The sequence below is a fragment of the Pseudonocardia humida genome, assembly GCF_023898865.1.
Lineage (GTDB): Bacteria > Actinomycetota > Actinomycetes > Mycobacteriales > Pseudonocardiaceae > Pseudonocardia > Pseudonocardia humida.
Map to the genome: position 1 here is coordinate 127,201 of NZ_JAGSOV010000039.1, position 25,883 is coordinate 153,083.

The following is a 25,883-nucleotide window of genomic DNA, read 5'->3' on the forward strand; positions in this document are numbered from 1 at the left end:
GACGTTGGTCGAGGTCGTGTGACGACACGAACTGATTGATCTTGATAGGCGAGGACCTCCCGATGTGGTGTGGAGCTGTCTGACGTCGAGGTAGTGGTCGGCGAAGCGGCGGTGCGCCGCGAGCGTGGCGCGCGCCAGCTCTCCGGCGCGCCACCCGGCCACGGACGAGGCCTCCTGGCCCGCGCCGCTCAGGAATTCGCGCAGGCTGATGTGGTAGATGCCGAACCGATTGGTTCCGTCCGAGCCGGTCGTCTCGGCCAGGACCACGGCCCCCTCCCGGAGACCGTCGACGAGACCATGGCACTCGTCCGTCGCTGCGACCCGTTGCCCTTCTCGTCCCGCTCCCGCGCGCCGGCCCTCACCGCCCGCGCGATGGCGCCCGGTGTGTTCGACGGGCTGCATGCCCGGCTCGACGCCGGCGGGCCTGACGACGACCGCCACATCGGCCTGTTCCTGGCTGTGGCCGCCGCGACCTCGACCGGGCCGCTGTGGCGTTGGTCGATCCGCTGTTGCAGCCCCGGGCGCTGGCGGCGGCGGTCCGGCTGCCGGCGACCGGTGCCGCGCCTGCTACCCGGCACGCTGCGGGCGCTTGCCGCCGTGGACTGGCCCGGCAACGTCCGCGAACTCGAGCGGCTCGGCATCGTGCGCTCCACCCTCTACCGGAAGATGCGTGCCCTCGGACTCGACGAGAACTACCTGCCGACGGCGGCCGCGCCGAGATGGCGGCGGTGTCCGAATGTGGGACACCCCGGGGCGTCGGCCCCGGCCGCATGATGGGTGACGGGACACGAAGAGGTGGACCGTGGGCGACGTCGCCGATCAGCGCTTCCGGCTCGGAGCGGCGCAGCGCCTCCAACGGGGTCCATCCGGACATGTCGCCACGTCGTGGCTGTGTCGACGGGGCGACCGGACGAGGAGAGCCCATGACCGGCGGAAGACAGGAACAGCGGAGCGCACCTGCGAGGTCGGGCGGCGAGTTCGACGCGGTCGTCGTCGGCGCCGGCTTCTCCGGGCTGTACATGCTGCACCGGCTGCGCGACACGCTGGGCCTCTCGGCGCGGGTGTTCGAGGCGGCCGACGACGTCGGCGGCACGTGGTTCTGGAACCGGTACCCGGGGGCCCGGTGCGACTCGGAGAGCTACTTCTACAGCTTCTCCGACCGGCTGTCGGAGGACCTGCTCCAGGAGTGGACGTGGAGCGAGCGCTTCGCCGCCCAGCCGGAGATCCTCAACTACCTGCGCCACGTCGCCGACCGGTACGACCTGCGCAAGGACATCCAGTTCAGCACCAAGGTCGTCGCAGCGGAGTACGACGACGCGACCGGCCGGTGGACGGTCCGCACCGATGACGGCGGGCAGGTCACCGCGACGTACCTGATCACCGCGGTCGGGTGCCTGTCGACGACCAACCTGCCCGACTTCCCGGGCCGGGACAGCTTCCGCGGCGAGTCGTACCACACCGGCGTCTGGCCGCACGAGGGTGTGGACTTCACCGGCAAGCGGGTCATCGTCATCGGCACCGGGGCGACGGCCGTGCAGGCCATCCCCGAGATCGCCGAGCAGGCAGCGCACGTCTACGTGCTGCAGCGCACCGCGAACTACGACATCGCCGGCGGGAACCGGCCGATGGACGCCGAGGACGGTCGCAAGATCAAGGACAACTACCGGGAGATCTGGAAGACCACGCGGGAGACGGGCTTCGGGTTCCCGTACCACACCGCGAACCGCACCGCGTTGTCGGTCTCGGACCAGGAGCGGCAGCGGATCTTCGAAGAGGCCTGGGAGCGCGGCGGGTTCCGGCTCGGGACGACGTTCAACGACCTGCTCCTCGACGAGGAGGCGAACGAGACGGCCGCGGAGTTCCTCCGGGCCCGCATCCGGGAGCGGGTGACCGACCCGGAGATCGCCGAGCTGCTCTCGCCGCGCGACCACCCGTTCTTCACCAAGCGCCCGCCGCTGGAGAACGGTTACTACGAGACGTTCAACCGGTCCAACGTGACCCTGGTGGACCTGAAGAAGGCGCCGATCCAGGAGATCACCCCCGCCGGGGTCCGCACGGCGGACGCGGAGTACGAGGCGGACATCATCGTCTACGCCACCGGCTTCGACGCGATGACCGGAACGCTGTTCAAGCTCGGCATCCGCGGTCGCAACGGGCTCGGCCTGCAGGAGAAGTGGGAGCACGGGCCGCACAGCTACCTGGGCATCGCCACCCACGGGTTCCCGAACCTGTTCATGATCACCGGCCCGCAGAGCCCCTCGGTGCTGAGCAACATGCCGGTGTCCATCGAGCAGCACGTGGACTGGATCACCGACTGCCTGCGCCACCTGCGGGAGAGGGGCTTCGACACGATCGAGCCGATGCCCGAGGCGGAGGACGACTGGGTGGCCCACCACAACGAGGTCACCCAGATGACGCTGCTGCCGAGGGCCGACTCCTGGTGGGTCGGCGCGAACATCCCGGGCAAGCCGCGCAACCTCTACCCGTACGTCGGCGGCGTCGGCACCTACCGGCAGATCTGCGACGAGGTCGCCGCGCGCGACTACGACGGGTTCGCGATGGGCTCGGGCGGCGAGGCCACCGCCGGCGGGTTCACCGGGGTCGCGCGAGCGAAGTTCCTCGACGTCGTCTCGGCGGCGGCGTCCTGACCGGTTGACCGCTGCGCCCCGGCACGGCCGATGCCCGGCTCCTCTCACGATCGGAGAAGACGATGCCCCTCCACCCCGAAGCACAGCAGTTGCTCGCCGCGCTCGATGCGGCCGGGCTGCCGCCGTTCGAGCACATGACCGTCCCGCAGGCGCGGGAAGCCGCCAAGGGTTTCATCGACCTGCAGGGCGAGCCCGAGGAGATCGCCACCGAGGACCGGACGATCCCCGGTCCCGCCGGGGACCTCCCGGTCCGCGTCTACACGCCCGCGGGCGACGGGCCGAAGCCGGTCATCGTGTACTTCCACGGCGGCGGCTGGGTGATCGGCGACCTCGACGTCTGCGACAACCCGGTCCGCCGGATCGCCAACCGGACCGGTGCGGTCGTCGTCTCGGTCGACTACCGGCTCGCGCCCGAGCACGTCTACCCCGCCGCCTTCGACGACAGCTTCGCCGCGACTGCCTGGGTCGCCGAGCACGCCGCCGAGCTGGGCGGCGACCCCGAGCGCGTCGCGACCTGCGGTGACAGCGCCGGTGCGAACCTGGCCGCGGCCGTGGCGATCGCCGCCCGCGACCGCCAGGGTCCCCGCCTCGCCGCGCAGCTGCTGATGTACCCGGTCACCGACTTCAACTTCACGACCGGGTCCTACGAGCAGAACGGCGAGGGGTACCTGCTCACCAAGGGGTCCATGCAGTGGTTCTGGGCGCACTACCTGGGCGCCCAGGAACTCGGCAAGGACGCGTTCGCCTGCCCGGCCCGCGCCGACAACCTCGTCGGCCTGCCCCCGGCCTTCGTGGCCACCGCCGAGTTCGACCCGCTGCGCGACGAGGGCGAGGCCTACGCCGCGAACCTGCGCACCGCGAGCGTCGACGTCACCGCGAAGCGCTACGACGGCATGCTGCACGGATTCGCGTGGACCCTCGGCGCCACGCCCAGCGGCGCCGTCATGATCGACGACCTCGCCGCCGCCTTCCGCCGCGCGCTGGACGGTGGGTGACGGTCCGGGGGCGCGGACCGCCCGAACCCGGCCGTCACCAGTTCTGGCACGTGACCTTCTCGGCGGCGACCGTCCCGGCGTAGCGGTCCTCGTCGGCGAGGCACACCTCTGTGCAGAGCCGGGTTGGCAGATCACGGTCCACGCCGGTGTCGAACAGCTCCTGCGACTGCCTGGTGCGGTGCCGCTTGCCGAACACGATGACGAACATGTAGTCCTTGCCCGCCGCGTGCGGGGAGAAGAACCCGACCACCTCGTCGTCGAACGCCGCCGAGCCCGCCGCTCCCAGCCCCAGAGCGTGCGTGCCGAGATGCAGCTTGCTGGCGGGCAGGGCCGTCGAGCTGCGCGAGGCGGTAGCCGCGGTTGTCGTACCGTTCCAGGATCGACGGCAGGTGCGCGAGGTGGTAGAGGTTCACGTGCGCATCGCCCGCGTACTGCTGGGCCGTTGCGATGCGGGTGGCCTCCGCGCGGAACGTGCCCGCGCGGATGAGCTCGACCGCACCCCGCTCCGGATGATGCAGCATCGGCCAGTCCTCGCTCTGCGGGTCGGGCTCGCCCGACTCCGGTGGCTCGTTGCCCGGGCGGTAGCGAAGGTCCAGCGGCCGCCGGTAGGAACTCGGAGAGCGCGTGGGCGTCTGTGGCGTCGAACCTCTCCGAACCGGAGGGGCAACCCCGACTGTGGGCACCTCAGCCTTCGCTGACCTCGCGATCAGGTGGATCCGGCCGAAGTGCGGTGCCGCGTCACCGCCAGAGCGACCAGCAGCCACACCACCGCTACCAGGTAGCCCAGGGCAGCGGCGTGGCCGACCGCCAACAGGGCCTTCTCCGTCTCGGCGGCGAACTCGGTCCCGGGCGAGAACAGCTCGACCACCGGCACGTACAGGCCGTTGGGAGCCTCGTCGATGACCGGGCGCAGTTGCTTGCGGTAGACGGTCTCGGTGACCGCGGAGCCGCCGGCGTGGCCGATGAGGCGGGCGATCTGCTCGACCGCAGCCGCGCCGGCGGAGGGAGCGGCGCGTCGGTGTGCGGGCTGCCGGTGAGGGTCGATGTGGCTCCAGGTCAGGGCGCGGAGTGCTTCGGTGCGGGCGCCGGTGAGCAGCGACAGCAGGACGTAAGCGCCCATGGACGATGACGTGATTCGTCGCCGGGGCTCCGGCGGGACTCGGCGCATCGACCACGACATGGTCACGCGCGGAGCCACGTGACGGCCACGTGGCTTCACCGTGGGTAGGACGTTGTCCGCAGCCCGGCGGGCCAGGGACGCCGCGGGTGACAAGGACGTCATGGTGCTGGGTGCGCACGTCGCCGGGGAGCTGATCCCGGTCGGGACACCCGTCGCCGGGACGGTGACCCACCTCCGTTACCGCGTCCCGAAGCCCTGAGGTCGCAGCCGTCGCTTGCCGGCCGCACGGAGCGTGAACAGGCCACCGAGAGGTTCGCGTGCTCGCATCGGTCCGACGCGGAGAACGGGAGCCGGCGTTCCCACAGGGCGGAAACCGCCGACTCCCGGTGGTCGCCCGGAGAGGGCACCCACAACATGGACGAACTCGACAGTGCCACCGGCCCGACGCCGAGGAGCAGCTGTTCGATCCGGCGAGGTCGGCGGATCTCGGCGAGGAGGGCTCATGGCGACCGGGAGCTTCGAGGGTGACACCGCACGTGACGGACAGCTGATCGACGCAGGGCGGCAGGGCGCTCCGGTGGCGCCGTACCGCGCGCTGTGGGCGGTGCTGCTGCTGGGGTGGGTGGTCAGCTACGCCGACCGCACCCTGACCGGCCCGGTGATCGCCTGGATGATCCAGAACAAGGCCGGCTTCATCGGCGACGCGGCCAACCCGGCGGCGCTGGGCGGGCTGGTCGGGTCGATGTTCTTCCTGGGCTACATGCTCACCCAGTACCCGGGCGGCCGGCTGGGCGACCGGTTCGGGCACCGGGAGATGATCATCGTCTCGCTGCTGTGGGCCGCGGTGATGACCGCGGTGTCGGGCATCGTGGCCGGGCTGGTGGTGTTCGTCGCCGCCCGCGTGCTGACCGGCCTGGGCGAGGGCGTCTTCTACTCCAACGACCGCACACTGATCATGAACCACACCCCGGTGGCCAAGCGCACCCTCGGACTCGGGGTCGTCATCGCCGGGCTCTCGATCGGTCTGACCGTCGGCATCATCCTGACCCCGATCCTGATCAACTGGGGCACCTCGCTCGGGATGGGCGGCGAGGCGTGGCGGCTGCCGTTCTTCGCCTTCGCCGCGTTCACCCTCGTCGTGGTCGCGCTCGCCTTCACGTTCTTCCGGGCCAAGCTCGGCGGGGCGATGCGGCTGGTGCCGCCGTTCCTGCGGCTGGTCGCGTTCTCCGCGCCCACGTTCGTGGTGATCGTGGCGCTGTTCCTGCTCGCCGAGACGCTGCGCTGGCCGGAGTGGCAGACCGCGATCGTGGCCGGGGTGATCGCGCTGGTCTACATCGCGATCATCGTGCGTAGCGTGCAGCGGACCGGCCGCGGCGGAGTGCTGCTCAACCGCAACATCTGGCTGGTCTACATCGCCTACATCGCGATCCTGTGGAACCTGTGGTTCTTCAGCTTCTGGTCGGTGCAGATCGTCAGGGAGGCGGCGGACAGCAGCCTGGTCGCCGCCGCGCTGACCGCGGCGTTCAATGCCGGAGCCGGCATCCTCGGCTTTCCGGCCGGTGGTTGGCTCGCCGACTGGGCGGTCCGCACCGGACGCAGCCGCAAGGCACTGGCGCTGATCTGCACGGCCGTCTACTCGGTGCTGGTGCTGATCTTCGGCTGGAGCATCTCCGGTGGCGAGACGCCGTCGCTGGGCCTGCTCGGGCTGCTGCTGTTCAGCTCGGGGCTGTTCTTCAACGCCCTGCAGCCGATCGTGCAGGGCATGACCGGCGACATGGTCCCGGCGAGCGAGCGGGGGTCGGCCTTCGGGATGCTCAACCTGGTCTCCGAGATCGGCGCGGTGGCCAGCCCGGTGGTCAGCGGCGTGCTGCGCGACGCCACCGGCAGCTGGGCACCCGGGGTCTACGTCGCCGCCGGAATCATGATCCTTTCCTTCTTCCTCTACCTCATGGTCCGGGAGGCCCCGGCCCAGCACGAGGACCCGGTACCGGGCTGACCCCGCGACGCTCGACCGCAGGACGCACGACGAGGAGACCCGCATGACGCGACCCGAGCAGTCCACCGCGCACGCCTCGTTCCGGCACTTCCCGCTGAACGCCTGGTATGCCGCGGCGTGGGACCACGAGGTGGGCCGCAACCTGGTGTCCAAGACCGTCGCCAACCGGCCGATCGTCTTCTACCGCACCACCGCCGGGCGCGCGGTCGCACTGGCCGATGCCTGCTGGCACCGGCTGGCGCCGCTGTCGATGGGCAAGCTGCGCGGCGACGACGAGATCATGTGCGGCTACCACGGCATCTGCTACGACGCCGACGGCCGGGCCACCTTCATGCCGGCCCAGGACACCATCAACCCCAGCGCGACCGTGCACTCCTACCCGGTGGTCGAGCGCCATCGCTACGTGTGGGTGTGGCCGGGCGACCCCGCGCTCGCCGATCCGGGCCTGGTGCCCGACCTGTACTGGAACGATCACCCGGACTGGGCGGGGGACGGCAGGACCATCCACGTCAACTGCGGCTACCAGCTGATCGTGGACAACCTGATGGACCTGACCCACGAGCAGTTCGTGCACGGGTCGAGCATCGGGCACGATTCGCTGTCGGAGTCCGACTTCGAGGTCACCCACTCCGACCGGACGGTGACCGTCACCAAGTGGATGATCGGCATCGACCCGCCGCCGTTCTGGAAGCGCAACCTGCAGGACCGCTTCCCCGACTACGAGGGCCCGGTCGACCGCTGGCAGATCATCCGCTACACGGCCCCGGCCACGATCGCCATCGACGTGGGCGTGGCCAAGGCCGGCACCGGCGCCCCGGACGGTGACCGCAGGCAGGGCGTCACCGGCACCGTGATCAACACGATGACCCCGGAGACCGACCGCACCTGCTTCTACCTGTGGGCGTTCGCCCGGGACTGGTGCCTGGACAAGCAGGTGATCACCACCCGGCTGCGCGAGGGCGTGTCGGGGGTGTTCTTCGAGGACGAGGTGATGCTGGAGGCCCAGCAGCGCGGCATCGAGGCCAACCCCGGCTACGACTTCTACAACCTCAACATCGACGCCGGCAGCATGTGGACCCGGCGCATCGTGCAACGGATGATCTCCGCTGAGACCGGGGCGGACGCGTCGGCCCCCACCCACGCGGCCGCCGACGCCGCGGTCGCCATGGGCGCGGTGACCAACGCGGCCAACGAGCCCCGCTCGGACAACGGCGGCGGTCAGGGGGCCGAGGTGGCCGGCGGGGTCGCCCGGCACCGCGCGGAACCGGCCGCCGGCCTCATGGGCCGCGGGCTCTGAACAGCGGGGACCGGGGATGGGAGCGACGAGCCACAAGCGCTGGGGCAAGGCCCGGGTGCTGGACGTCTGCGAGGTCGCCCGGCACGTCCGGCAGGTCGTGCTCGAGCCCGAGCAGCTGGAGGCGCCCGCGCCGCCGGGCAGCCACATCGACATCGGTGTCTACGTCAACGGCCGGGCCGACGTGCGGTCCTACTCCGTCGTCGGCATGGGGGCCTACGGCAGCGAGCTGATCCTGGGCGTGCAGCTGGCCAGGCAGAGCCGCGGCGGCTCGGCGTACATGCACGCGCTGCGCCGGGGCCAGGAGGTGTCGATCACCCAGCCGCTGCAGAACTTCCCGCTCACCTACGGCCGGCCCGGCTACGTGCTGGCCGCCGGCGGCATCGGGATCACCGCGCTGGTCGCGATGGGCAAGGCGCTCAAGGCCAGGAAGGCGGACTACCGGTTCGTCTACGGCGCCCGCTCGCGGGACCTGATGGCGTTCGTCGACGAGCTGGCCGTCGAGCACGGCGACCGGATGGAGCTGCGCATCGACGACGAGGGCAGCTCGCTGGACGTCGCCGAGCTGGTGGAGGCGGTGCCCGCCGGTGGCGAGCTCTACGTCTGCGGCCCCACCCCGATGCTCGACGCGGTCAAGGCGGGCTGGGCCAAGGCCGGTCGGCGCCCCGCCGAGCTGCGGTTCGAGACCTTCGGCAGCAGCGGCCGGTTCGCCCCGGAGGCGTTCCGGGTGCGGATCCCCCGGCTGGGCCTGGAGACCACGGTGCCGCACGACGTGTCCATGCTGGAGGCCCTACAAGCGTGCGGCGCGGACATGATGTACGACTGCCGTCGCGGCGAGTGCGGGCTGTGCCAGGTGAAGGTCGTCGAGGTGCAGGGCGTGATCGACCACCGCGACGTGTTCCTCAGCGACGCCCAGCACGAGGCCGGCGACCGGCTGCAGAGCTGCGTGTCGAGGGTGGTGAGCCCGCGCACCGGCGGGCTGCCGGGCGCGGACGGTCAGCAGGCCGCGGTGAGCATCGACGTGCCCTGACCGGGACGGGCCGCCCTGCAGGCGTTCTGGAAGCGACACCCGACTGTCCCCCCAACAATCGACAGGAGCCGTCGCTGACCTGCGGCCATGGACGGGGAACCGGCGACATGACCAGGCCCGTTCCCACCCACCGGGCAGGCCTGCTGGAGCTGTTGCTCGAGATGGTCCGGATGGAGTTCCGGGTCGAGGTGTTCCGCCCGGATCCCGACGACCCGGTGTTCACCGCGGGTCGGTGTCGGGTGTCGGTTCGCCGCCGCCGACTGGACTATGGCCGCGTCGGGCTCTGTCCGATCCATCAGATGGCATGGAAGGGGGCGGGCAAGCCCGATCTGGAGCAGTGGATGCCCTCGCAGGGACACGGGACAACGCAACACCGTTGGCTTCCCGCCCTGCCTGGTCGAGGGTTGCAACCGGGCTTGTGGTCTCGTCGGGCTCTGCGCCCGCCACCGCGGCTTCTGGGCCAAGGCGGGCCGACCGGACGCTGCCGGGTGGGCGGCCGGGGTGACCTACGTTCCGTCCCAGCGCGGGGAGGCTCCCTGCGGTTTTTCGTCGGCTGCGAACGCAACGCCGACGTCAAGGCAGGCTTCTGCTCGGGTCACCACGCCCGCTGGAAGCAGGCGGGCATGCCCGAGGACTGGTTCTCCGGCACGGTCGTCGGGCTGTCGACACCGGGTGCGCAGCGCACGTTGGACCCGGCCGATGCCTTCATCGCGGCGATCGAGCGGCTCGCGCCCGCTGGCTGAGCGAACCTCCCGGAACGGGGACGGCCCGCTGACGCGCACGGTGCCGGTTCACCGCGGGGCCAGCACCCGCTTCGGGTTCTCGATCAGCATCCGGTCGATCTGCTGCTGGGTGACCCCGCGCTCGCGTAGCGCCGGCAGCACGTCGTCGTGCAGGTGGGTGTAGACCCATCGGGGCAGCAGCTCGCGCTTCTTGGCGACGTCGAAGTTGTGGGTGAAGCAGGACGCGTCGTGGGAGAGCACCATCCGCTCGGCGTAGCCCTCGGCGCACAGCGCGGCCACCGTGGCCACCCGGTCCTCGAACGGCAGCATCAGGTCCAGCCCGAACCGGTCCATCCCGATGTAGGACCCGGCCTCCATCAGCTCGCGCAGGTAGGCCAGGTCGGTGCTGTCGCCGCAGTGCCCGATCACCACCCGCTCCAGGTCGACGCCCTCCTCCCGGAACACGGCCCGCTGCTCGAGCCCGCGCCGGGTGCCCGCGTCGGTGTGGGTGCTGATCGGGGCCCCGGTCTCGCGGTGGGCGTGCGCGACCGCGCGCAGCACCCGCTCCACGCCGGGGGTCATCCCGGACCGGTCGGTGGCGCACTTGAGGATCGCCGCGCGCACCCCGGTGTCGGCGATGCCCTCGGTGAGGTCGCGGACAAAGAACTCGGTCAGCAGCTCGGGCCCGTCGATGAGCTTGCCGGGACCTCGGAACCTGAAGAACATCGGCACGTCGTCGTAGGTGTAGAGGCCGGTGGCCACCAGGATCTGTACGTCCACCCGCTTGGCCACCTCCAGCACCCGCGGCACGTAGCGGCCCAGCCCGAGCACGGTCAGATCGACGATCGTGCGCACCCCGCGGGCGGCCACGTCCTCGAGTTTGGTCACCGCGTCCTCGATGCGTTCCTGCTCGTCCCAGCGGCCGGGGTAGTTCGTCTCGACCTCGTGGTCGAGTACGAAGACGTGCTCGTGCATGAGGGTGACGCCGAGCTCGTCGGCCCGCACCGGTCCGCGGATGGTCTGCACCTGCGCCGCGCTCACGCGAACTGCCCGATCATGCGATCGCCGAAGTCCGCGAGGTCGGCGGCGAGCCGGTCGTCGTCCTGTCGATCGTCGCCGGGTCGATCGTCGGACCGGTCGAACGCGGCGGCCGGGACCATGACCCGATCGACGCCGATCTCGGCCAGCTCGTGCAGGGCGGCGGTGTCGGTCAGCCCGGCGGGGTCCTTGGTCCAGCGGGCGGTGATCTCCAGCGCGTCCGGGTCGCGTCCGGCGCCGGCCGCCTCCTGCCGAGCCCTGGTGATCAGTGCGTGCAGCCGCGCGCGGTCGCCGTAGCCGCCGGGGAAGAACCCGTCGCCGTGCCGGCCGGCCCGCACGGCCGCCGGCACGCTGTAGCCGCCGACGTGGATCGGGACCGTGCCGCGGATCGGCGCCGGGCTGCACACGACGTCGGCGAACGCGGTGGTCGTGCCCTGGTAGCCGGCGGCCCGGCCGGTCCACAGCGCGCGCATGGCCTGGATGGACTCGGTGAGCCGGGTGCCGCGGCCGGCGTAGTCGGCGCCGAGGGCGGCGAACTCCTCGCGCAGCCACCCGGCGCCGACGCCGAGCAGCACCCGGCCACCGGTCAGCACGTCCAACGTGGCCACCTCCTTGGCGGTGACCAGCGGATTGCGCTGGGGGAGCACGAGCACGGCGGTGCCCAGCAGGATGCGTTCGGTGACCGCGCCGGCGTGGGTCATCCAGATCAGCGGGTCCGCGATCTCCCGGGTGACCTCGAACGGGAACCGGCCGTCCGGGGTCTCCGGGTAGTTCGGCTCGTAGACGGTCGGCAGGACGACGTGCTCGACAGTCCAGAGCGACTCGAAGCCGGCCGCCTCGGCAGCGCGGGCCAGCCCGGCTGCGGCGGCCGGCCGGACGAACCGTCCGGTGTTGGCGTGGGTGAGGCCGAACTTCACGGTGCTGACTCCTCGGCGAGACATCCGGGAAACTATTGACACTGGCGCCAGGTTCAGGCTGTCATGTGCGGCGTGCCACAGCAAGGGCCCGCGACAACGGCCGGCGGGGCACTGCACATCCGAACCGAGCCAGGGGAGACCGGCGTGACCGAATCGGCGACGCGGACGGCGGGCACCGCTCTGGAGGCGCTGTTCCGCCCGCGCGCCGTGGCGATCCTGGGCGCGTCGGGCCGACCCGGTAATCCGTTCGCCCGGCCCCTGCAGTACTTGCAGGAGCTGGGTTTCACCGGCGGCATCCATCCGGTCAACCCGAACTACGTAACCCTGCGCGGCATCCCGTGCCACCCCGGCCTCGACGTCCTTCCCGAGCCGGTCGACCTGGTCCTGATGCTGGTCGCCGCGGGCGAGGTGGCCCGTCAGCTGCCGGCGGTCGCCGCGGCCGGGGCGAAGGCGGCGGTGGTGTTCGCCTCCGGGTTCGCCGAGGTCGGCCCGGACGGGCTGGCCCTGCAGCGGCAGATGGTGGCCACGGCCCGCGATCACGGCGTGCGCCTGCTCGGCCCGAACTGCCAGGGCGTCCTGTCGGTGCACGACCGGATGGCGGCCACCTTCACCGCCGCGCTGGAGACCGGCCTGCCGCGCCCGGGCGATGTCGCCTACATCGGGCAGAGCGGCGCGGTCGGCGGGTCGGTGCTGAGCCTGGCCCGGGAGCGCGGGCTGGGCATCGGGGCCTGGACCAGCACCGGCAACCAGGCCGACCTGTCGGCCCTGGAGATCGGCACCTACCTGGTGGAGGACCCGCGCATCGAGGTGCTCACGCTCTACCTGGAGAGCCCGGTGGACGGCGTCGAGTACGCCCGACTGGTCGGGCGGGCCCGCGAGCTCGGCAAGGCGGTGCTGGTGCTGCGCTCGGCCCGGTCCGGGGCGGGGGCCAGGGCTGCCGCCTCGCACACCGGGGCGATCATCGGGCCGGACGCGGCGTTCCGGGCGATGTCCGCCGAGTACGGCGTGATCGAGGCCGACGACGTCGAGGACTTCGTGGCCACCGCCCAGGCCCTGAGCTCGCTGCCCCGCGCGGCCGGTCGCAGGCTGGCCGTGGTCACCACCTCCGGCGGCGCCGGCAGCCTGGCCGCCGACCAGGCCGAGGACGTCGGGCTGGTGGTCGAGCCGCTGACGGCCGACACCCAGCAGCGGCTGGTCGAGGTGGTGCCGGCGTTCGGTGCGGTGACCAATCCGGTCGACGTCACCGCGCAGATGTTCCGCAACGACGAGGTCACCGAGTTCGTCCAGGTCTGCCGGACCGTGCTGGCCGACCCCGGGGTGGACGCCGTGCTGGTCGCGCTGACCATGGTCACCGGCCAGCTCGCCACCCGGATGGCGGCCGGGCTGGCCGAGGTCTGGGACGGCGCGGACAAGCCGATGGAAGTGGTCTGGCTGGCCGGCCGTGAGCAGACCGCCGAGGCCAGGGCGATGCTGCGCGACCAGGGCCGGCCGGTGCTGGACTCGCCGCGGCTGGCCACCAGGGTGCTGCGCGCGCTGGTGCGCGCCGACCCGCCCCGGTCCGCCCACCCGCTCCCGGTACCGGCGGCGGCGCCCGCTGCGCTGCCGGCCGCCGGCGGGGTGCTGACCGAGGCCACCGGCGCGGTGCTGCTGGACGCGCTCGGCGTCGCACGCCCCGCCGGACGGCTGGTGCGCACCGGCGCGCAGGCCGCCGAGGTCGCCGCCGAGCTGGGTGGGCCGCTGGTGCTGAAGATCCAGTCGCCCGGGATCCTGCACAAGACCGAACGCGGCGGCGTGCGGGTCGGGGTCGCGGTGGACGCCGCGGCCACCGCCGTCGACGAGCTCCTCGCCGCGTTCGCCGGCGAGGACGTGGACGGCGTGCTGGTGCAGGCCATGGCCGGCTCCGGCCCGGAGCTGGTGGTCGGTCTGACCAACGACGAGCCGGGGTTCCCGCCGCTGCTCACCGTGGGCATCGGGGGCACCGCCACCGAGCTCTACCGCGACACCGTCAGCCGGCTCGCCCCGGTCGACCCGGCGCAGGCCGAGGCGATGGTCCGGGCGCTGCGGGCGGCCCCGTTGCTCACCGGCCACCGCGGCGCGCCCGGCCACGACCTGGCCGCGGCCGCCCGGGCGATCGCCCTGCTCAGCTCGCTGGCCGTGGAGCTGGGTGACCGGCTGGCCGAGTTGGAGATCAACCCGCTGCGGCTGGGCGACGGCGGCGCCACCGCGGTCGCCCTGGACTTCCTGATGCGGCTGCACCCGACCCCCGAACCCGGAGGACCCCGCCTGTGACTGCCCCCTCGAGCGCCTCGGTCTCGCTGGACCGCGATGGTGCCGTCGCCGTGCTGACGATCAGCAACCCCGGGGTGCACAACGCGCTCACCATGACCATGGCCGAGCAGCTGGGTGACGCCTGCGCGGAGATCGAGCGCGACGACACGGTCGGCGGGGTGGTCGTGCGCGGTGCGGACGGCACGTTCTGCTCCGGCGCGGACACCCGGGCCTGGGCCGAGCTGTACGCCGACCCGCTGGCCGACGAGGCCTACCGCGACACCGACGCGATGTACGCCACGTTCATGCGGGTCGGCGCCCTGCCGGTACCGACGGTGGCCGCGGTCCGCGGTGTCGCAGTCGGCGCCGGGCTCAACCTGGCGCTGGCCACCGACCTGCGGATCGTGGCCCGCGACGCCCGGATCAAGGCCGGGTTCCTGCAGGCCGGCATCCACCCCGGGGGCGGGTTCTTCACCATCGCCGCGCGGGTCGCCGGCCGGGAGGCCGCCGCGGCCACCGGGCTGTTCAGCCGGGAGCTGTCCGGGGTGCGGGCGGTCGAGGTCGGGCTGGCCTGGGAGGCGGTGCCCGACGAGCAGGTGGAGGCGGTCGCGATCGAGACCGTCGGCACCGTGGCCGCCGACCCGTTGCTGGCCCGCCGGGTGGTGCACTCGTTCCGGCTGGAGACCGCCGCGTCCTCGATGTCCTGGGCGGCGGCGCTGGAGGTCGAGCGCGGCGTGCAGATCTGGACCCAGGCCCGCAGGCTGCGCAAGCTGACCGACGAGCGCAACGGGTCGCAGACGTGAGCACCCGGTTCCGGCCCACCACGCTCACCGGGCACGAGCTGGAGCTGCGCGAGCAGGTCCGCCGGTTCGTCGCCGAGGAGTTCCCGGCCGGGGAGTACCTGCCGGGGCTGGGCATCAACGCCGAGGCGTCCCCGGAGTTCAGCCGCAAGCTGGCCCGGCAGGGCTGGCTCGGGATGGTGGTGCCGGCGGAGTACGGAGGGCCCGGCCGCACGGCGGTCGAGCGGTTCGTCGTCGTGGAGGAACTGCTGGTGGCCGGAGCGCCGATCAGCGCGCACTGGGTCGGTGACCGGCAGACGGCCCCGGCGCTGCTGAAGTTCGGCAGCGAGGAGCAGAAGCGCCGGTTCCTGCCGGCGATCATCGGCGGCGAGGCGTGGTTCTGCCTGGGGATGAGCGAGCCGGGCAGCGGCTCGGACCTGGCCTCGGTGCGGACCTCGGCGGTGCGCACCGACGGCGGGTGGGTGCTCAACGGGCAGAAGATCTGGACCTCCGGCGCGCACTACGCCGACTTCGTTGTCACCCTGTGCCGCACCGCCCCGCTGGACGGGGTGAAGCACGCCGGGCTGAGCCAGCTGATCGTCGACCTGCGCTCGCCGGGCATCGAGGTCCGGCCGATCATGATGTTGAACGGCTTCCACCACTTCAACGAGGTGTTCTTCACCGACGTCTTCGTGCCCGACGAGATGGTGCTCGGCGCGGTCGGCGACGGCTGGCACCAGGTGACCTCCGAGCTGGCCTACGAGCGCTCCGGCCCGGACCGGTTCCTCACCAGCTTCCCGCTGCTGCGGATCTTCCTGGCGCTGCGCGCCCGGCGCGCGGTCGGCGCCGAGGCCGAGCACCGGATCGGCCGGCTGGTCGCCCGGTACTGGGTGCTGCGCCAGATGTCGCTGTCGGTGGCCCGCTCGCTGGACGCCGGCGAGGTGCCGGCCGTGGAGGCGGCGCTGGTCAAGGACATGGGTACGACGTTCGAGCAGCAGGTCGTGGACGTCGTGCGGGAGCTGGCCGACGCCGAGCAGCGCCCCGGTGGCGACCTGTTCGACCGGCTGCTCGCCGAGGCCACCATCACCACGCCCACCTTCACCCTGCGCGGCGGCACCAACGAGGTGCTCCGCCAGGTGGCGGCGAAGAGCCTGCTGCGCGGCGCCGGGAGGGCGGCATGAGCGAGGAGATCGAGCTGCTCGAACAGACCCTGGACGCGCTGTTCGCCCGGCACTGCGGGCCGGCCGAGCGCACGGCCGCGGCGCAGGGCCTGCTGCCCGAGCGGTTGTGGGCGCGACTGGTCGAGACCGGGCTGACCGACCTCGGCGCCCCGGACAGCGGTGCCGGCCTGCCCGAGCTGGTCGCGGTGGCCATGGCGGTCGGCCGGGCCGCCGCCCCGGTCCCGCTGGCCGAGGCGTCCGGGCTGGCCAGCTGGCTGCTCGGCGCGACCGGGCTGGACCCGGCCGACGGCCTGCTCGGCTGCGCGACCACGCACCCCGACGACGACCTGCGGCTGGTCGGCGGGGAGCCGGCGGCACCGGTGGTGCGCGGCGTGCTGACCCGGGTGCCATGGGGCGCCGCTGCCGGACACGTGGTGGCGCTCGCCCGTTCCGACCGCGGGCCGGTGGTCGTGCTGCTGCCCGCGGCCACTCAGGTCGAACGCGGCGCGAACCTCGCCGACGAGCCGCGCGACACCCTGCGCTACGCCGACGTCACGGCGGTCGCCGCCGCCCCGGCTCCGGTGGACGCGGCCGCGGTGCTGCGCCGCGGCGCGCTGCTGCGGGCCGCGGCCACGGCCGGCGCGGCGGGCCGGGTGCTCGAGCTGGCGCTGGCCTACGCCGGCGCCCGCGAGCAGTTCGGCCGGCCCATCGCGACGTTCCAGGCCGTGCAGCACCACCTGGTGGTGATGGCCGAGGAGGTGGCCGCGGTCGACCTCGCGGTGCGGGTGGCCGCGCTGGCCGGGCCGGACACCGAGGCGCTGGCGGTGGCCGCGGCCAAGGTCGCGGCCGGCACCGCGGCCGCCGAGGTGACCCGGCGCGGGCACCAGGTCTTCGGGGCCATCGGGGCCACCATCGAGCACCCGCTGCACCACTACTCCAAGCGGCTGTGGTCCTGGCAGGACGAGTTCGGCACCGACCGGCAGTGGTCGGGCGTGATCGGCCGGGCGGCGGTCGGCGCCGGCGCGGACGCGCTGTGGCCGACGGTCAGCGCGCCCCTGGACCCGGCACCCGAGGCGGCGCTGCGATGACCCGGCCGACCGAGCACCCCACCGACCAGTTGCGCTGCGAGCTCGACGGCGGCATCGCCACGGTCACCCTGGACCGGCCCGACCGGCTCAACGCGCTGAGCGCCGAGCTGATGCGCGGGCTGGTCGAGACCTTCGCCGCGCTGGACCGCGACCCGCAGGTGCGGGTGGTGCTGCTGGCCGCAGCCGGCGCCCGGGCGTTCAGCGCCGGCGTCGACCTCACCGAGCAGGCCACCGACCCGGTGGTGCCGATGACCGGCCCGCTGCGCAACGTCTACGAGACGGTGCTGGAGTGCCGCAAGCCGACGATCGCGCTGCTGCACGGCTGGGTGGTGGGCGGCGGCATGGAGCTGGCGATGGCCTGCGACCTGCGGATCGCCGCGCACGGCACCCGACTGATGCTGCCCGAGTCCAAGGTCGGCATGGGCGCCAACTTCGGCAGCCAGATGCTGCCCCGGCTGGTCCCGGCCGGGGTCGCCTACCAGGTGCTCTACCTCGGCGAGCCGATGGACGCCGTCGACGCGCACCGGTTCGGCCTGGTGAACTGGCTGGTCCCGGCGGACGAGCTGGTCGCGACGGCGACCGAGGTGGCCACCACCATCGCCAGCCGGGCCCCGCTCACGCTGAGCCGCTACAAGCCGATGGTTCAGCTCGGCGCCAGCCTGCCGATCGCGGCCGCGCTGCGGATGGACCCGTGGCCGAGCCCGTACCACAGCGAGGACCGCCACGAAGGCGCGGCAGCCTTCCGCGAACGCAGACCCCCGCGCTGGCAGGGCCGCTGACCGACGGCCGGACCAGCGCGGCGCAGACCCCGATCGATCCCCCGACACCCCACATCCCGGCACTCACCGGCGAGAAGCGAGGCACTGATGGCGGCACGAGGACTCGGCGCAGGCGTGAGCCTGAACCGGCGACGGTTCCTGATGGGGGCGGGCGCGGTGGCGGCCGGCGGCCTGCTCAGCGCGTGCGGTTCCGGCGACTCCGGCGGCTCCGGCTCGGGGGGTGGCGGCGGCGGTGAGCCGATCAAGATCGGCTACGTGGCCGCGCTGACCGGCCCGGTCGCCGCGTACGGCACCCAGACCCTCAACGCGCTGCAGCTCGCCGCCCGCGACCTGAACGGGCTGGGCGGGATCATGGGCCGGCCGGTCGAGATCGAGGCGGTGGACAACGGGTCCAAGCCCGACGCCGTCCCGGCCCTGATGCGCCAGCTCGCCACCGACGGCTGCGCGGTGCTGTTCGGCGCCTCGGCCAGCCCGCCCACGATCGTCGCGGCGCAGACCGCCGACCAGCTGCGGGTGCCGCTGGTCGTCCCGATGGAGGCGGCCGACGCGATCATCGGTGAGGGCCGCCAGTACGTGTTCAAGGTGGCCCCGTCGGTGCTGGCGGAGAACGGCTGGGCCGCGCAGTCGGTCCGGGCCGCGATGGGAGCCGCGCAGGCCGCCGGCCAGCAGCCGGCCACCGCGATGATCCTGCACGCCAGCACCGGGGCCTACCCGGAGGCCCGCGACGCCTGGGTGCGCACCTTCGCCGAGGAGTTCCCCGGGGTCCAGGTCCTCCAGGTGCTCTCCTTCGACGAGGCCGCGACCAGCGACTACGCCCCGCTGGTGAGCCAGGCGCAGGCGGCGAACCCGGACCTGCTGGTGTTCGGCGGCAACCCGCAGAGCGCGTTCCAGTTCTACCCGGCGCTGGCCCGCTCGGGCTGGAACCCGAAGGCCACCATCAGCTGCCTGGGCGGCAACACCAACACGCAGTTCATCGAGAGCGTCGGCGCCGCCGCGGCGGAGAACGACATCGCCGGCAACTACTGGACCCCCAAGCTGGCTGCCAAGCCGGGCGCGCAGTTCTCCCCGCAGAAGTTCTACGACGACTACGTGGCCGCCTACGGCGGGCAGAAGCCCGACGGCGTGGGCGCCTACTACTACGCCTCGCTCGGCCTGGTCGCCGACGCGCTGACCCAGGCCGGCAGCACCGACAACCCGCAGACGATCATGGAGGCGCTGCGGGCCACCGAGTTCGACGGCCTGTCCGGGGACAGCAACGGCATGTTCATCGTCGGGCACGGGGTCAAGTTCGACGCCCGCGGCCAGAACACCGCCGCCGACGGCGTGGTCACCCAGATCCAGAACGGCGACTACGTGCCGGTCTACCCGGAGGCCGTGGCCACCGCGCAGGTCGTCTACCCGCGCGTCGCCGTGGCCGGGTGACCTCGATGGGACCGGCGCTCGAGGTGGCGGGGCTGACCGTCCGACGCGGCCGGTCGGAGGTCGTGCGGGAGGTGGACCTCGTGGTCGGCGAGGGCGAGTGCGTCTGTCTCGTCGGATCGAACGGGGCCGGCAAGACCTCGCTGATCGACGGCCTGCTCGGGGTGCTGCCGACCCGCGCCGAGCGGCTGGAGTTCCACGGCGAGGACATCGCCGGGACCCCGCCGTGGGAACGCGTGCGACGCGGACTGGTCGTCGTGCCGCAGGAGCGAGAGCTGTTCCCCGGGCTCAGCGTGCTGGACAACCTCGAGCTCGGCGGGGTTGCGCTGAGCAGGGGCAAGGCCAGGGCGGGCACGCTCGACGACGTCCTGGCGCTGTTCCCGCGGCTGGCCGAGCGCCGCGCCCAGCCGGCCGGGACGCTCAGCGGCGGCGAGCGCAGCATGCTCGCGGTGGGCCGCGGGCTGATGGCCCAGCCCCGGATGCTGGTGCTCGACGAGCCCTCGCTCGGGCTCGCCCCGATGGTCGTCACCACGATCATGGCGGCGATCGCCGAGGTGAACGCGGCCGGCACGACCGTGCTGCTGGTCGAGCAGAACGTGCACCAGGCCTTCGCCCTGGCTGACCGGGCCTACGTGCTCGAACACGGCGCCGTCGTCGGCTCCGGGCCGACCGCCGAGCTGGCCGGCTCCGACCTGATGCAGCACGGGTTCCTGGGCAGCGCGGCACACGGGACGGTGGTGGACACATGAGTTCGACGTTGGTCCAACTGGTGCTGACCGGGCTCCTGCAGGGGCTGCTCTACTCGCTGATCGGCCTCGGGCTGTACCTGGTGTTCAGCGTCATGCGGGTGGTCAACTTCGCGCACGGCTACCTGGTGCTGATCGGCATGTACGGGGTGCTGGTGCTGGACCCGCAGAACCTGCTCGACTACGCCGTCGCGCTGGTGATCGTGGCGGTGCTGGCCGCCGGGGTCGGGTACGCCGTCGAGCGGTTCCTGATCGAGCCCGGCCTGGACAAGGGCGGGCACAGCCAGCTGGTGATCACACTGAGCCTGGGGATCGTGTTCCAGTACACGTTCCAGGTGCTGTTCCCCGACCCGTTCCAGACCATCGCCAACCCGTGGCCGTGGGACGCGGTGACCAGTGGCGGGGTCACGATCAGCGTGCCCAGGATCGCCGCCGGGGTGATCAGTCTGGTGCTCGGCCTTGCGGTGTCCTGGCTGGTCTACCGGACCAGGGCCGGCAAGATCATGCGAGCTTGCTCGGAGAGCCTGTCCGGGGCGCTGCACGTCGGGGTGCACGTCCCGCGCACCTACCGCACGACGTTCGTGCTGGGTGCCGCGCTGGCCGCGGTGGCAGGCGGGCTGCTGCTGCCGATCCAACCGGTGTCTCCGCTGCTCGGCCTGGAGCTGACCGTCAAGGCGTTCATCGTGGTGGTGATCGGCGGCAGCGGCGCGCTGTGGGGGACCGTGGTCGCCGGGGTGCTGCTCGGCCTGGCCGAGGCCGTCGGCAGCCTCTACGCCCCCGGTTCGCTGGCCACCTCGCTGGTCTACGCGCTGTTCTTCCTGGTCATCCTGCTCCGCCCGCAGGGCATCGTCTCGAGTGTGAGGACGGCATGACGACCCGTGGCTGGTTCGACACCCCACTGCGCCGGGCCAACACGATCGTGGTCGTGCTGGCCCTGGCGGTGGCGGTGGTCTTCCCGCTGTTCGCCGACGCGGCGCTGACCGGGGTCGGCTTCGTGGCGCTGATCTACGCCATCCGCAACTTCACCTGGAACATCGCCGGGGGCTTCGTCGGGCTGCTGTCGCTGGCGCACGCCTCGGCGTTCGGCGTCGGGGCGTTCGCGGTGGCCGTGCTGGCCTGGGGGCACGGCTGGAACCCGTGGCTGGCGATGTTGGTCGGGGCGCTGGCCGCGGCGGTGCTCGGGCTGGTCACCAGCCTGGTGATGAGCCGGTTCGGGGTGAACGCGTTCTTCTACGCGCTCGGCACGATGGCCATCACGCTGGCGCTGCAGGGCGTCGCGGCGTCCTGGGACCTGCTGGGCGCGGCCACCGGGCTGCAGAACCTGGGCGCCGAGCAGGGTTTCGCGGCGCTGCAGTGGTTCCTGGACCCGACCCCGTTCTACTTCATCGCGCTCACGTTCCTGGTGCTGGTCACCGTGGGCACCGCGCTGATGATGCGGCGCACCCGGTTCGGCCGGTCGCTGCCGTTCATCCGGGAGGACCCGGTGATGGCGGCCAGCATGGGTGTGCCGGTGGTGCGCAACCAGGCGCTGGCCATGGCGATCAGCATGGGCCTGACCGCGGTGCCGGGCACGCTGATGGCGCAGTACGTGCAGTTCGTCAGCTACGACTCGGTGCTCACCCTGGAGATCGGGGTGGCCATGCTGGTCGGCACGATCATCGGCGGGGCCGGCACGCTGGCCGGTCCGATCGTGGCCGGCATCGGCATCGCCGCGGTGGAGGAGCTGCTGCGCGGGCTGGAGGTGTCCAGCGCCAACGTCAGCAGCTACACCCAGATCGTCTACGCGGTGCTGGTGATCGCGGTGCTGCGGTTCGGGGCGCACGGCATCGTGCCGATGTGGGAGTCGGCGATCCAGCGGCTGTCCGCCCCGCGGCGCCGCCCGCCGTCGGGCGACGACCCGCCGCTGGTGAGCAACCCGCCACCGGTGTCGCTGTCCACGGGAGGGGGCTGAGATGCTGCGGGTGGAGCACCTGGCCAAGAGCTTCGGCGGGCTGCACGTGCTGCAGGACGTCGACTTCGACGCCGCCGCCGGCGCGGTGACCGCGCTGATCGGCCCGAACGGGGCCGGCAAGTCGACCCTGGTGAACCTGATCGGCGGGGTGCTGCGCCCGGACGCCGGTCGGGTCCTGCTGGACGGGACCGACGTCACCGGGCTGCCGTCGGCGCGGATGTTCGACCTGGGCGTGGCGCGCACCTTCCAGGTGTCGGGCAACGTCGCGCAGCTCAACGTGTTCGAGTCGGTGGCGGTCGCGGCCTACCGGCAGGCCCGCGGGTACCGGGCGGCGAATGCGATGGCCCGCCGCGAGCTGGAGCGCTTCGACCTGTGGCGCTACCGCGACGAGCGGCTGGGCAGCGTGCCCAGCGCGACGCTGCGGCTGGTCGACTTCGCCAGGGGCATGGTGTCGCGGCCAAAGGTGCTGCTGCTCGACGAGCTGATGGCCGGGCTGACCCCGCACGAGGTGGACGTGGTCGTCGAGCAGGTCAGGGCGTGCCGCGACGAGGGGGTGGCCATCGTCATGATCGAGCACGTGATGCAGGCGGTGCAGGCACTCGCTGACCACGTCGTGGTGCTCAACCAGGGCAGGATGATCGCATCCGGGCCACTGTCCGAGGTCAGTCGTGACCCTGAGGTCATCTCCGCCTACCTTGGTGCACCGTTGGGTGACGGGACACCGGACGCGGGTCCGGCGCCGCACCCGGTGGCGAAGGGAACCTGATCGCATGAGCTCGACCCCGGATGCCGCGGTGCTCGCCGACGCGCTGAGCACGCCACGCCCGGCCCGGTCGGCGGAGGTCGGCCAGGCGCCGCGCACCGACCGCGGTCGCCGCACCCGGCGGCGGTTGCTCGACGCGGCGGCCGTGGTGTTCGCCAGGGACGGGTTCCTGGACACCAAGATCACCGACATCGCGGCCGAGGCCAAGGTGTCCAGCGGCACGTTCTACAACTACTTCGAGACCAAGGAAGCCATCTTTACCGCGGTCATCCAGCAGACCATCGAGCGGCTGTTCCTGGCCGCGTCGGTGCCGCCGGAGACCGACCGGTCCCCGCTGGTCCGGATCGAGACCGCGACCCGCAACTACCTGCTGGCCTACCGCGAGCACGCCGGGCTACTGGCGATCCTGGAACAGGTCGCCACCTTCAACGCCGACTTCCGGGAGATGCGCCGGGAGATCCGGCAGACCTTCCGCAACCGCACCAGCCGGGGCATCGCCCGCATGCAGCAGCAGGGCATCGTCGACGCCTCGCTGCCGGCCCAGTGCACGGCGGAGGCGCTGACCTCCATGGTCAGCAACTTCTGCTACGTGTCGCTGGTCCTGGGCGAGGACTACGACCACGAGGAAGCGGTCCGCACCCTGACCACGCTGTGGGCCCGGGGCATCGGCCTGGACCTCGCCGGCGGGCGCTGACCCCTCCCACCACCACGGGGGGCCGGCCCGCGCACGGCCATTCAACTGACAGTGACGCCACCTTCACCATCGGCAGGAGAACGGGATGACGGTCCTCGACGAGCAGCGCACCAGCACCGACCGGAACGTGGCGAAGGAGTGGCTGGCCGCGTTCGAGCGGGCGACCACCGCCCGCGACCCGCAGGCCGCGGCGGCGCTGTTCCTCCCCGACGGGCACTGGCGCGACATCCTCGCGTTCACCTGGCACCTGCGCACCTTCTCCGGCACCGACCAGCTGGTCGCCGCGTTCGCCGAGACCGTCGAGGACGTCGCGCCCAGCGGCTTCACGCTGCGCGAGTTCCCGGCACCGCGGCCGGTGCGCCGCTCGGGCATCGACTCGATCGAGGCCCTGTTCGACTTCCGCACCGCCGTCGGCTCGGGCAGCGGAGTGCTGCGGGTGGCGCCCGATGAGCACGGCGACCCGAAGGCGGTCACCCTGCTCACCGCGCTGCAGGAGCTGACCGGGCACGAGGAGATCTCCGGCGAGCGCCGCCCGCGCGGCGAGGCCTACTCGCGCAACTTCGGCGGCCGCAACTGGCTCGACCAGCGCCTCGCCGCCCGGGAGTACACCGACCGTGAACCCGCCGTGCTCGTCGTCGGCGGCGGCCAGGCCGGGCTGGGCATCGCCGCTCGGCTGCGCCACCTCGGCGTCGACGCGCTGGTCGTGGACCGGATGGAGCGGATCGGCGACAACTGGCGCAAGCGCTACCACTCGCTCGCCCTGCACAACGAGATCTGGGTCAACCACCTGCCCTACCTGCCGTTCCCGGACTCCTGGCCGGTCTTCGTGCCCAAGGACAAGCTGGCCAACTGGTTCGAGGCCTACGTGGAGGCCATGGAGATCGATTTCTGGACCTCCACCGAGTTCGTCGGCGCCGACTACGACGCCGAGCAGGGCACCTGGACCGCGACCGTGCGCCGCGAGGGCGTCGAGCGGGTGCTGCGGCCGCGGCACATCGTGATGGCCACCGGGGTCAGCGGCATCCCGAGCATCCCGCAGATCCCCGGCATCGAGGACTTCGCCGGCGACGTGCTGCACTCCAGCGGCTACCGCGAGGGCTCCGATTACGCCGGGCGCACCGCGCTGGTCATCGGCACCGGCAACAGCGGCCATGACGTCGCCCAGGACCTGCACAGCTACGGCGCCTCGGTGACCATGGTGCAGCGCAGCTCGACCACCGTGTGCGCGGTGGAGCCCACCGCGCAGCGGGTCTACTCCCTGTACTCGGAGGGCCTGCCCACCGCCGAGTGCGACCTCATCCTGGCCTCCACGCCCTACCCGCTGATGGTGCGCACCTACCAGCTGCTCGCCGCGGAGGCCCGGCGCGACGACGCCGAGCTGATCGCCGGGCTCAACGCCGTCGGGTTCCGCACCGACTACGGCCACGACGACACCGGGTTCCAAATGAAGTACCAGCGCCGCGGCGGCGGCTACTACCTCAACGTCGGCTGCTCCGAGCTGATCATCGAGAGCCGGATCGGGCTGATCCAGTACGCCGACATCGACCGGCTGGTGCCCGAGGGCGCCCGGATGCGCGACGGCTCGGTGGTGCCCGCCGACCTGATCGTGCTGGCCACCGGCTACCGCAGCCAGCAGGAGCTGGTCCGAGCGCGGTTCGGCGACGCGGTGGCCGACACCATCGGCCCGATCTGGGACTACGATCGCTACGGCGAGCTGCAGAACGTCTGGAAGCGCACCGCCCAGCCGGGCCTGTGGTTCCACGCCGGCAGCCTTGCGCAGAACCGGATCTTCTCGAAGTTCCTGGCCCTGCAGATCAAGGCCTGCGAAGTGGGCCTGATCGAGCCGGTCGCCCCGCCGGTGCCGCAGGCGCTGGTCGACGCCCCGTCGGTGGTGTGACGTCGGGGGTGGAAAGGGCAACGGCCTGACCCGGACGGGATGAAGCGCATCGCCCCAGTCCAGGACCCGACGCTGCAGGTCGGTCGCGCGAGCGATGCGGGCGGCTGCGGGGAGCTCGTGGCGGCGCGGTCTCGCCTTGAAGGTGGTGGACGCGTTGGCGTCGCGGTGGGGCATCGATCTCCACGAGGACGGCAAGCCCGTATGGGCCCGGCTACCGCGCTGAGTCACACATCGCGTGATCGACATGGTGCGGCTGTCCGACGCGCGGATGAGCGGGACCGCGTTCGGCATCGTCGTGCTGCACGTGGCACCGGAGGCCAGCGACGGTCCGCTGCGGCTCGTCTGTGGTGGCGACGGGCAGATAGCAGTGAGCGTGCGCGACCCGACGCTCAACCTCGACGTCCCCGATGCGGACTCGACCCGCCGCGCGGACGCTCCGTTCTCGCCGATCCGGACACCCGCGCCGGCAGCCGCGTTATGAGCAGACCACGCTCGCGGGTCAGATCTCCATCAGCGGTCGTTGGCGCCCTTGACCACGGTGACAACACCCCAGGTCATCACCGACAGAGGCGACAAGTC

At 72.4% G+C, this 25,883-nt stretch carries 25 protein-coding genes; 21 read left to right on the plus strand and 4 right to left on the minus strand.

The window, feature by feature from the left end:
• Positions 1–69: 69 nt before the first annotated feature.
• The 3 genes from KDL28_RS18690 (at position 70) to lipP1 (ending at position 3,643) form a co-directional block, all read left to right on the plus strand.
• Positions 70–774, plus strand: a complete 705-nt coding sequence (locus KDL28_RS18690; RefSeq protein WP_252440386.1) for a hypothetical protein — start codon at positions 70–72, stop codon at positions 772–774.
• Positions 775–923: 149 nt separating this feature from the next.
• Entirely contained in the window at positions 924–2,648 is a 1,725-nt protein-coding gene (locus KDL28_RS18695) for a flavin-containing monooxygenase (protein ID WP_252440388.1), read from the plus strand.
• 62 nt (positions 2,649–2,710) lie between these two features.
• A complete protein-coding gene (lipP1, locus tag KDL28_RS18700) occupies positions 2,711–3,643 on the plus strand; it encodes a LipP1 family hormone-sensitive lipase (protein WP_252440390.1) in 933 nt (310 codons plus the stop codon).
• Positions 3,644–3,677: 34 nt separating this feature from the next.
• Here the strand turns inward: lipP1 and KDL28_RS18705 are convergent, their stop codons facing one another.
• Positions 3,678–3,893 carry a hypothetical protein gene (locus KDL28_RS18705; RefSeq protein WP_252440392.1) on the minus strand — a complete coding sequence of 72 codons (216 nt, stop codon included), beginning with the start codon at positions 3,891–3,893 and terminating at the stop codon, positions 3,678–3,680.
• 456 nt (positions 3,894–4,349) lie between these two features.
• Positions 4,350–4,829 carry a site-specific integrase gene (locus KDL28_RS18710; protein ID WP_252440394.1) on the minus strand — a complete coding sequence of 160 codons (480 nt, stop codon included), beginning with the start codon at positions 4,827–4,829 and terminating at the stop codon, positions 4,350–4,352.
• A 46-nt stretch (positions 4,830–4,875) separates the two neighbouring features.
• Between KDL28_RS18710 and KDL28_RS18715 the strand changes: the two genes are divergently transcribed.
• The 5 genes from KDL28_RS18715 to KDL28_RS18735 all read left to right on the plus strand — a co-directional run bounded on the left by KDL28_RS18715 (position 4,876) and on the right by KDL28_RS18735 (position 9,826).
• Positions 4,876–5,022: a hypothetical protein gene (locus tag KDL28_RS18715; RefSeq protein ID WP_252440396.1), complete on the plus strand. Its 147-nt coding sequence runs from the start codon at positions 4,876–4,878 to the stop codon at positions 5,020–5,022.
• Between the two features lie 243 nt (positions 5,023–5,265).
• Positions 5,266–6,759 carry an MFS transporter gene (locus KDL28_RS18720; RefSeq protein ID WP_252440398.1) on the plus strand — a complete coding sequence of 498 codons (1,494 nt, stop codon included), beginning with the start codon at positions 5,266–5,268 and terminating at the stop codon, positions 6,757–6,759.
• Between the two features lie 43 nt (positions 6,760–6,802).
• Complete coding sequence (locus KDL28_RS18725) at positions 6,803–8,056, plus strand: aromatic ring-hydroxylating dioxygenase subunit alpha (protein ID WP_252440400.1); 1,254 nt, start codon at positions 6,803–6,805, stop codon at positions 8,054–8,056.
• A 16-nt stretch (positions 8,057–8,072) separates the two neighbouring features.
• Positions 8,073–9,083 (plus strand): PDR/VanB family oxidoreductase, encoded by a 1,011-nt coding sequence (locus KDL28_RS18730; protein WP_252440402.1) that lies wholly within the window; start codon positions 8,073–8,075, stop codon positions 9,081–9,083.
• 107 nt (positions 9,084–9,190) lie between these two features.
• Complete coding sequence (locus KDL28_RS18735) at positions 9,191–9,826, plus strand: hypothetical protein (RefSeq protein ID WP_252440404.1); 636 nt, start codon at positions 9,191–9,193, stop codon at positions 9,824–9,826.
• Between the two features lie 48 nt (positions 9,827–9,874).
• On the opposite strand, the gene KDL28_RS18740 is transcribed toward KDL28_RS18735, so the two are convergent.
• A complete protein-coding gene (locus KDL28_RS18740; RefSeq protein ID WP_308216027.1) occupies positions 9,875–10,846 on the minus strand; it encodes a phosphotriesterase family protein in 972 nt (323 codons plus the stop codon).
• On the minus strand, positions 10,843–11,760 hold the full coding sequence (locus tag KDL28_RS18745; protein WP_252440406.1) for an LLM class F420-dependent oxidoreductase: 918 nt from the start codon (positions 11,758–11,760) through the stop codon (positions 10,843–10,845). Before KDL28_RS18745 ends, KDL28_RS18740 begins: the two co-directional genes overlap by 4 nt.
• Positions 11,761–11,904: 144 nt before the next feature.
• Between KDL28_RS18745 and KDL28_RS18750 the strand changes: the two genes are divergently transcribed.
• From KDL28_RS18750 to KDL28_RS18810, 13 genes are all read left to right on the plus strand, one after another.
• Positions 11,905–14,049: an acetate--CoA ligase family protein gene (locus tag KDL28_RS18750; RefSeq protein ID WP_252440408.1), complete on the plus strand. Its 2,145-nt coding sequence runs from the start codon at positions 11,905–11,907 to the stop codon at positions 14,047–14,049.
• A complete protein-coding gene (locus KDL28_RS18755) occupies positions 14,046–14,831 on the plus strand; it encodes an enoyl-CoA hydratase/isomerase family protein (protein WP_252440410.1) in 786 nt (261 codons plus the stop codon). Before KDL28_RS18750 ends, KDL28_RS18755 begins: the two co-directional genes overlap by 4 nt.
• Positions 14,828–15,988: an acyl-CoA dehydrogenase family protein gene (locus tag KDL28_RS18760; protein ID WP_252440412.1), complete on the plus strand. Its 1,161-nt coding sequence runs from the start codon at positions 14,828–14,830 to the stop codon at positions 15,986–15,988. The genes KDL28_RS18755 and KDL28_RS18760 overlap by 4 nt, the downstream gene beginning before the upstream one ends.
• Positions 15,985–17,055: an acyl-CoA dehydrogenase family protein gene (locus KDL28_RS18765; RefSeq protein ID WP_252440414.1), complete on the plus strand. Its 1,071-nt coding sequence runs from the start codon at positions 15,985–15,987 to the stop codon at positions 17,053–17,055. Before KDL28_RS18760 ends, KDL28_RS18765 begins: the two co-directional genes overlap by 4 nt.
• Entirely contained in the window at positions 17,052–17,834 is a 783-nt protein-coding gene (locus KDL28_RS18770) for an enoyl-CoA hydratase/isomerase family protein (RefSeq protein ID WP_252440416.1), read from the plus strand. Before KDL28_RS18765 ends, KDL28_RS18770 begins: the two co-directional genes overlap by 4 nt.
• Positions 17,835–17,948: 114 nt before the next feature.
• Positions 17,949–19,256 carry an ABC transporter substrate-binding protein gene (locus KDL28_RS18775; RefSeq protein WP_252440418.1) on the plus strand — a complete coding sequence of 436 codons (1,308 nt, stop codon included), beginning with the start codon at positions 17,949–17,951 and terminating at the stop codon, positions 19,254–19,256.
• 5 nt (positions 19,257–19,261) lie between these two features.
• Entirely contained in the window at positions 19,262–20,002 is a 741-nt protein-coding gene (locus KDL28_RS18780) for an ABC transporter ATP-binding protein (protein ID WP_252440420.1), read from the plus strand.
• Positions 19,999–20,871 (plus strand): branched-chain amino acid ABC transporter permease, encoded by an 873-nt coding sequence (locus KDL28_RS18785; protein WP_252440422.1) that lies wholly within the window; start codon positions 19,999–20,001, stop codon positions 20,869–20,871. The genes KDL28_RS18780 and KDL28_RS18785 overlap by 4 nt, the downstream gene beginning before the upstream one ends.
• Positions 20,868–21,950, plus strand: a complete 1,083-nt coding sequence (locus KDL28_RS18790; RefSeq protein ID WP_252440424.1) for a branched-chain amino acid ABC transporter permease — start codon at positions 20,868–20,870, stop codon at positions 21,948–21,950. Before KDL28_RS18785 ends, KDL28_RS18790 begins: the two co-directional genes overlap by 4 nt.
• Position 21,951: 1 nt before the next feature.
• On the plus strand, positions 21,952–22,716 hold the full coding sequence (locus tag KDL28_RS18795) for an ABC transporter ATP-binding protein (protein ID WP_252440426.1): 765 nt from the start codon (positions 21,952–21,954) through the stop codon (positions 22,714–22,716).
• 4 nt (positions 22,717–22,720) lie between these two features.
• Positions 22,721–23,407 (plus strand): TetR/AcrR family transcriptional regulator, encoded by a 687-nt coding sequence (locus KDL28_RS18800; protein WP_252440428.1) that lies wholly within the window; start codon positions 22,721–22,723, stop codon positions 23,405–23,407.
• A gap of 85 nt (positions 23,408–23,492) precedes the next feature.
• Positions 23,493–25,304, plus strand: coding sequence for an NAD(P)/FAD-dependent oxidoreductase (locus KDL28_RS18805; protein ID WP_252440430.1), 1,812 nt, complete (start codon positions 23,493–23,495; stop codon positions 25,302–25,304).
• A gap of 244 nt (positions 25,305–25,548) precedes the next feature.
• Positions 25,549–25,785, plus strand: a complete 237-nt coding sequence (locus KDL28_RS18810) for a dihydroxy-acid dehydratase domain-containing protein (protein ID WP_252440496.1) — start codon at positions 25,549–25,551, stop codon at positions 25,783–25,785.
• Positions 25,786–25,883: the final 98 nt, after the last annotated feature.

Coding starts and splice junctions, on each gene's coding strand:
- KDL28_RS18725 (WP_252440400.1), top strand. CDS start 6,803: ATGACGCGACCCGAGCAGTCCACCGCGCACGCCTCGTTCCGGCACTTC.
- KDL28_RS18785 (WP_252440422.1), top strand. CDS start 19,999: ATGAGTTCGACGTTGGTCCAACTGGTGCTGACCGGGCTCCTGCAGGGG.
- KDL28_RS18720 (WP_252440398.1), top strand. CDS start 5,266: ATGGCGACCGGGAGCTTCGAGGGTGACACCGCACGTGACGGACAGCTG.
- KDL28_RS18810 (WP_252440496.1), top strand. CDS start 25,549: ATGGTGCGGCTGTCCGACGCGCGGATGAGCGGGACCGCGTTCGGCATC.
- KDL28_RS18730 (WP_252440402.1), top strand. CDS start 8,073: ATGGGAGCGACGAGCCACAAGCGCTGGGGCAAGGCCCGGGTGCTGGAC.
- KDL28_RS18695 (WP_252440388.1), top strand. CDS start 924: ATGACCGGCGGAAGACAGGAACAGCGGAGCGCACCTGCGAGGTCGGGC.
- KDL28_RS18765 (WP_252440414.1), top strand. CDS start 15,985: ATGAGCGAGGAGATCGAGCTGCTCGAACAGACCCTGGACGCGCTGTTC.
- KDL28_RS18800 (WP_252440428.1), top strand. CDS start 22,721: ATGAGCTCGACCCCGGATGCCGCGGTGCTCGCCGACGCGCTGAGCACG.
- KDL28_RS18790 (WP_252440424.1), top strand. CDS start 20,868: ATGACGACCCGTGGCTGGTTCGACACCCCACTGCGCCGGGCCAACACG.
- KDL28_RS18805 (WP_252440430.1), top strand. CDS start 23,493: ATGACGGTCCTCGACGAGCAGCGCACCAGCACCGACCGGAACGTGGCG.
- lipP1 (WP_252440390.1), top strand. CDS start 2,711: ATGCCCCTCCACCCCGAAGCACAGCAGTTGCTCGCCGCGCTCGATGCG.
- KDL28_RS18780 (WP_252440420.1), top strand. CDS start 19,262: ATGGGACCGGCGCTCGAGGTGGCGGGGCTGACCGTCCGACGCGGCCGG.
- KDL28_RS18770 (WP_252440416.1), top strand. CDS start 17,052: ATGACCCGGCCGACCGAGCACCCCACCGACCAGTTGCGCTGCGAGCTC.
- KDL28_RS18795 (WP_252440426.1), top strand. CDS start 21,952: ATGCTGCGGGTGGAGCACCTGGCCAAGAGCTTCGGCGGGCTGCACGTG.
- KDL28_RS18735 (WP_252440404.1), top strand. CDS start 9,191: ATGACCAGGCCCGTTCCCACCCACCGGGCAGGCCTGCTGGAGCTGTTG.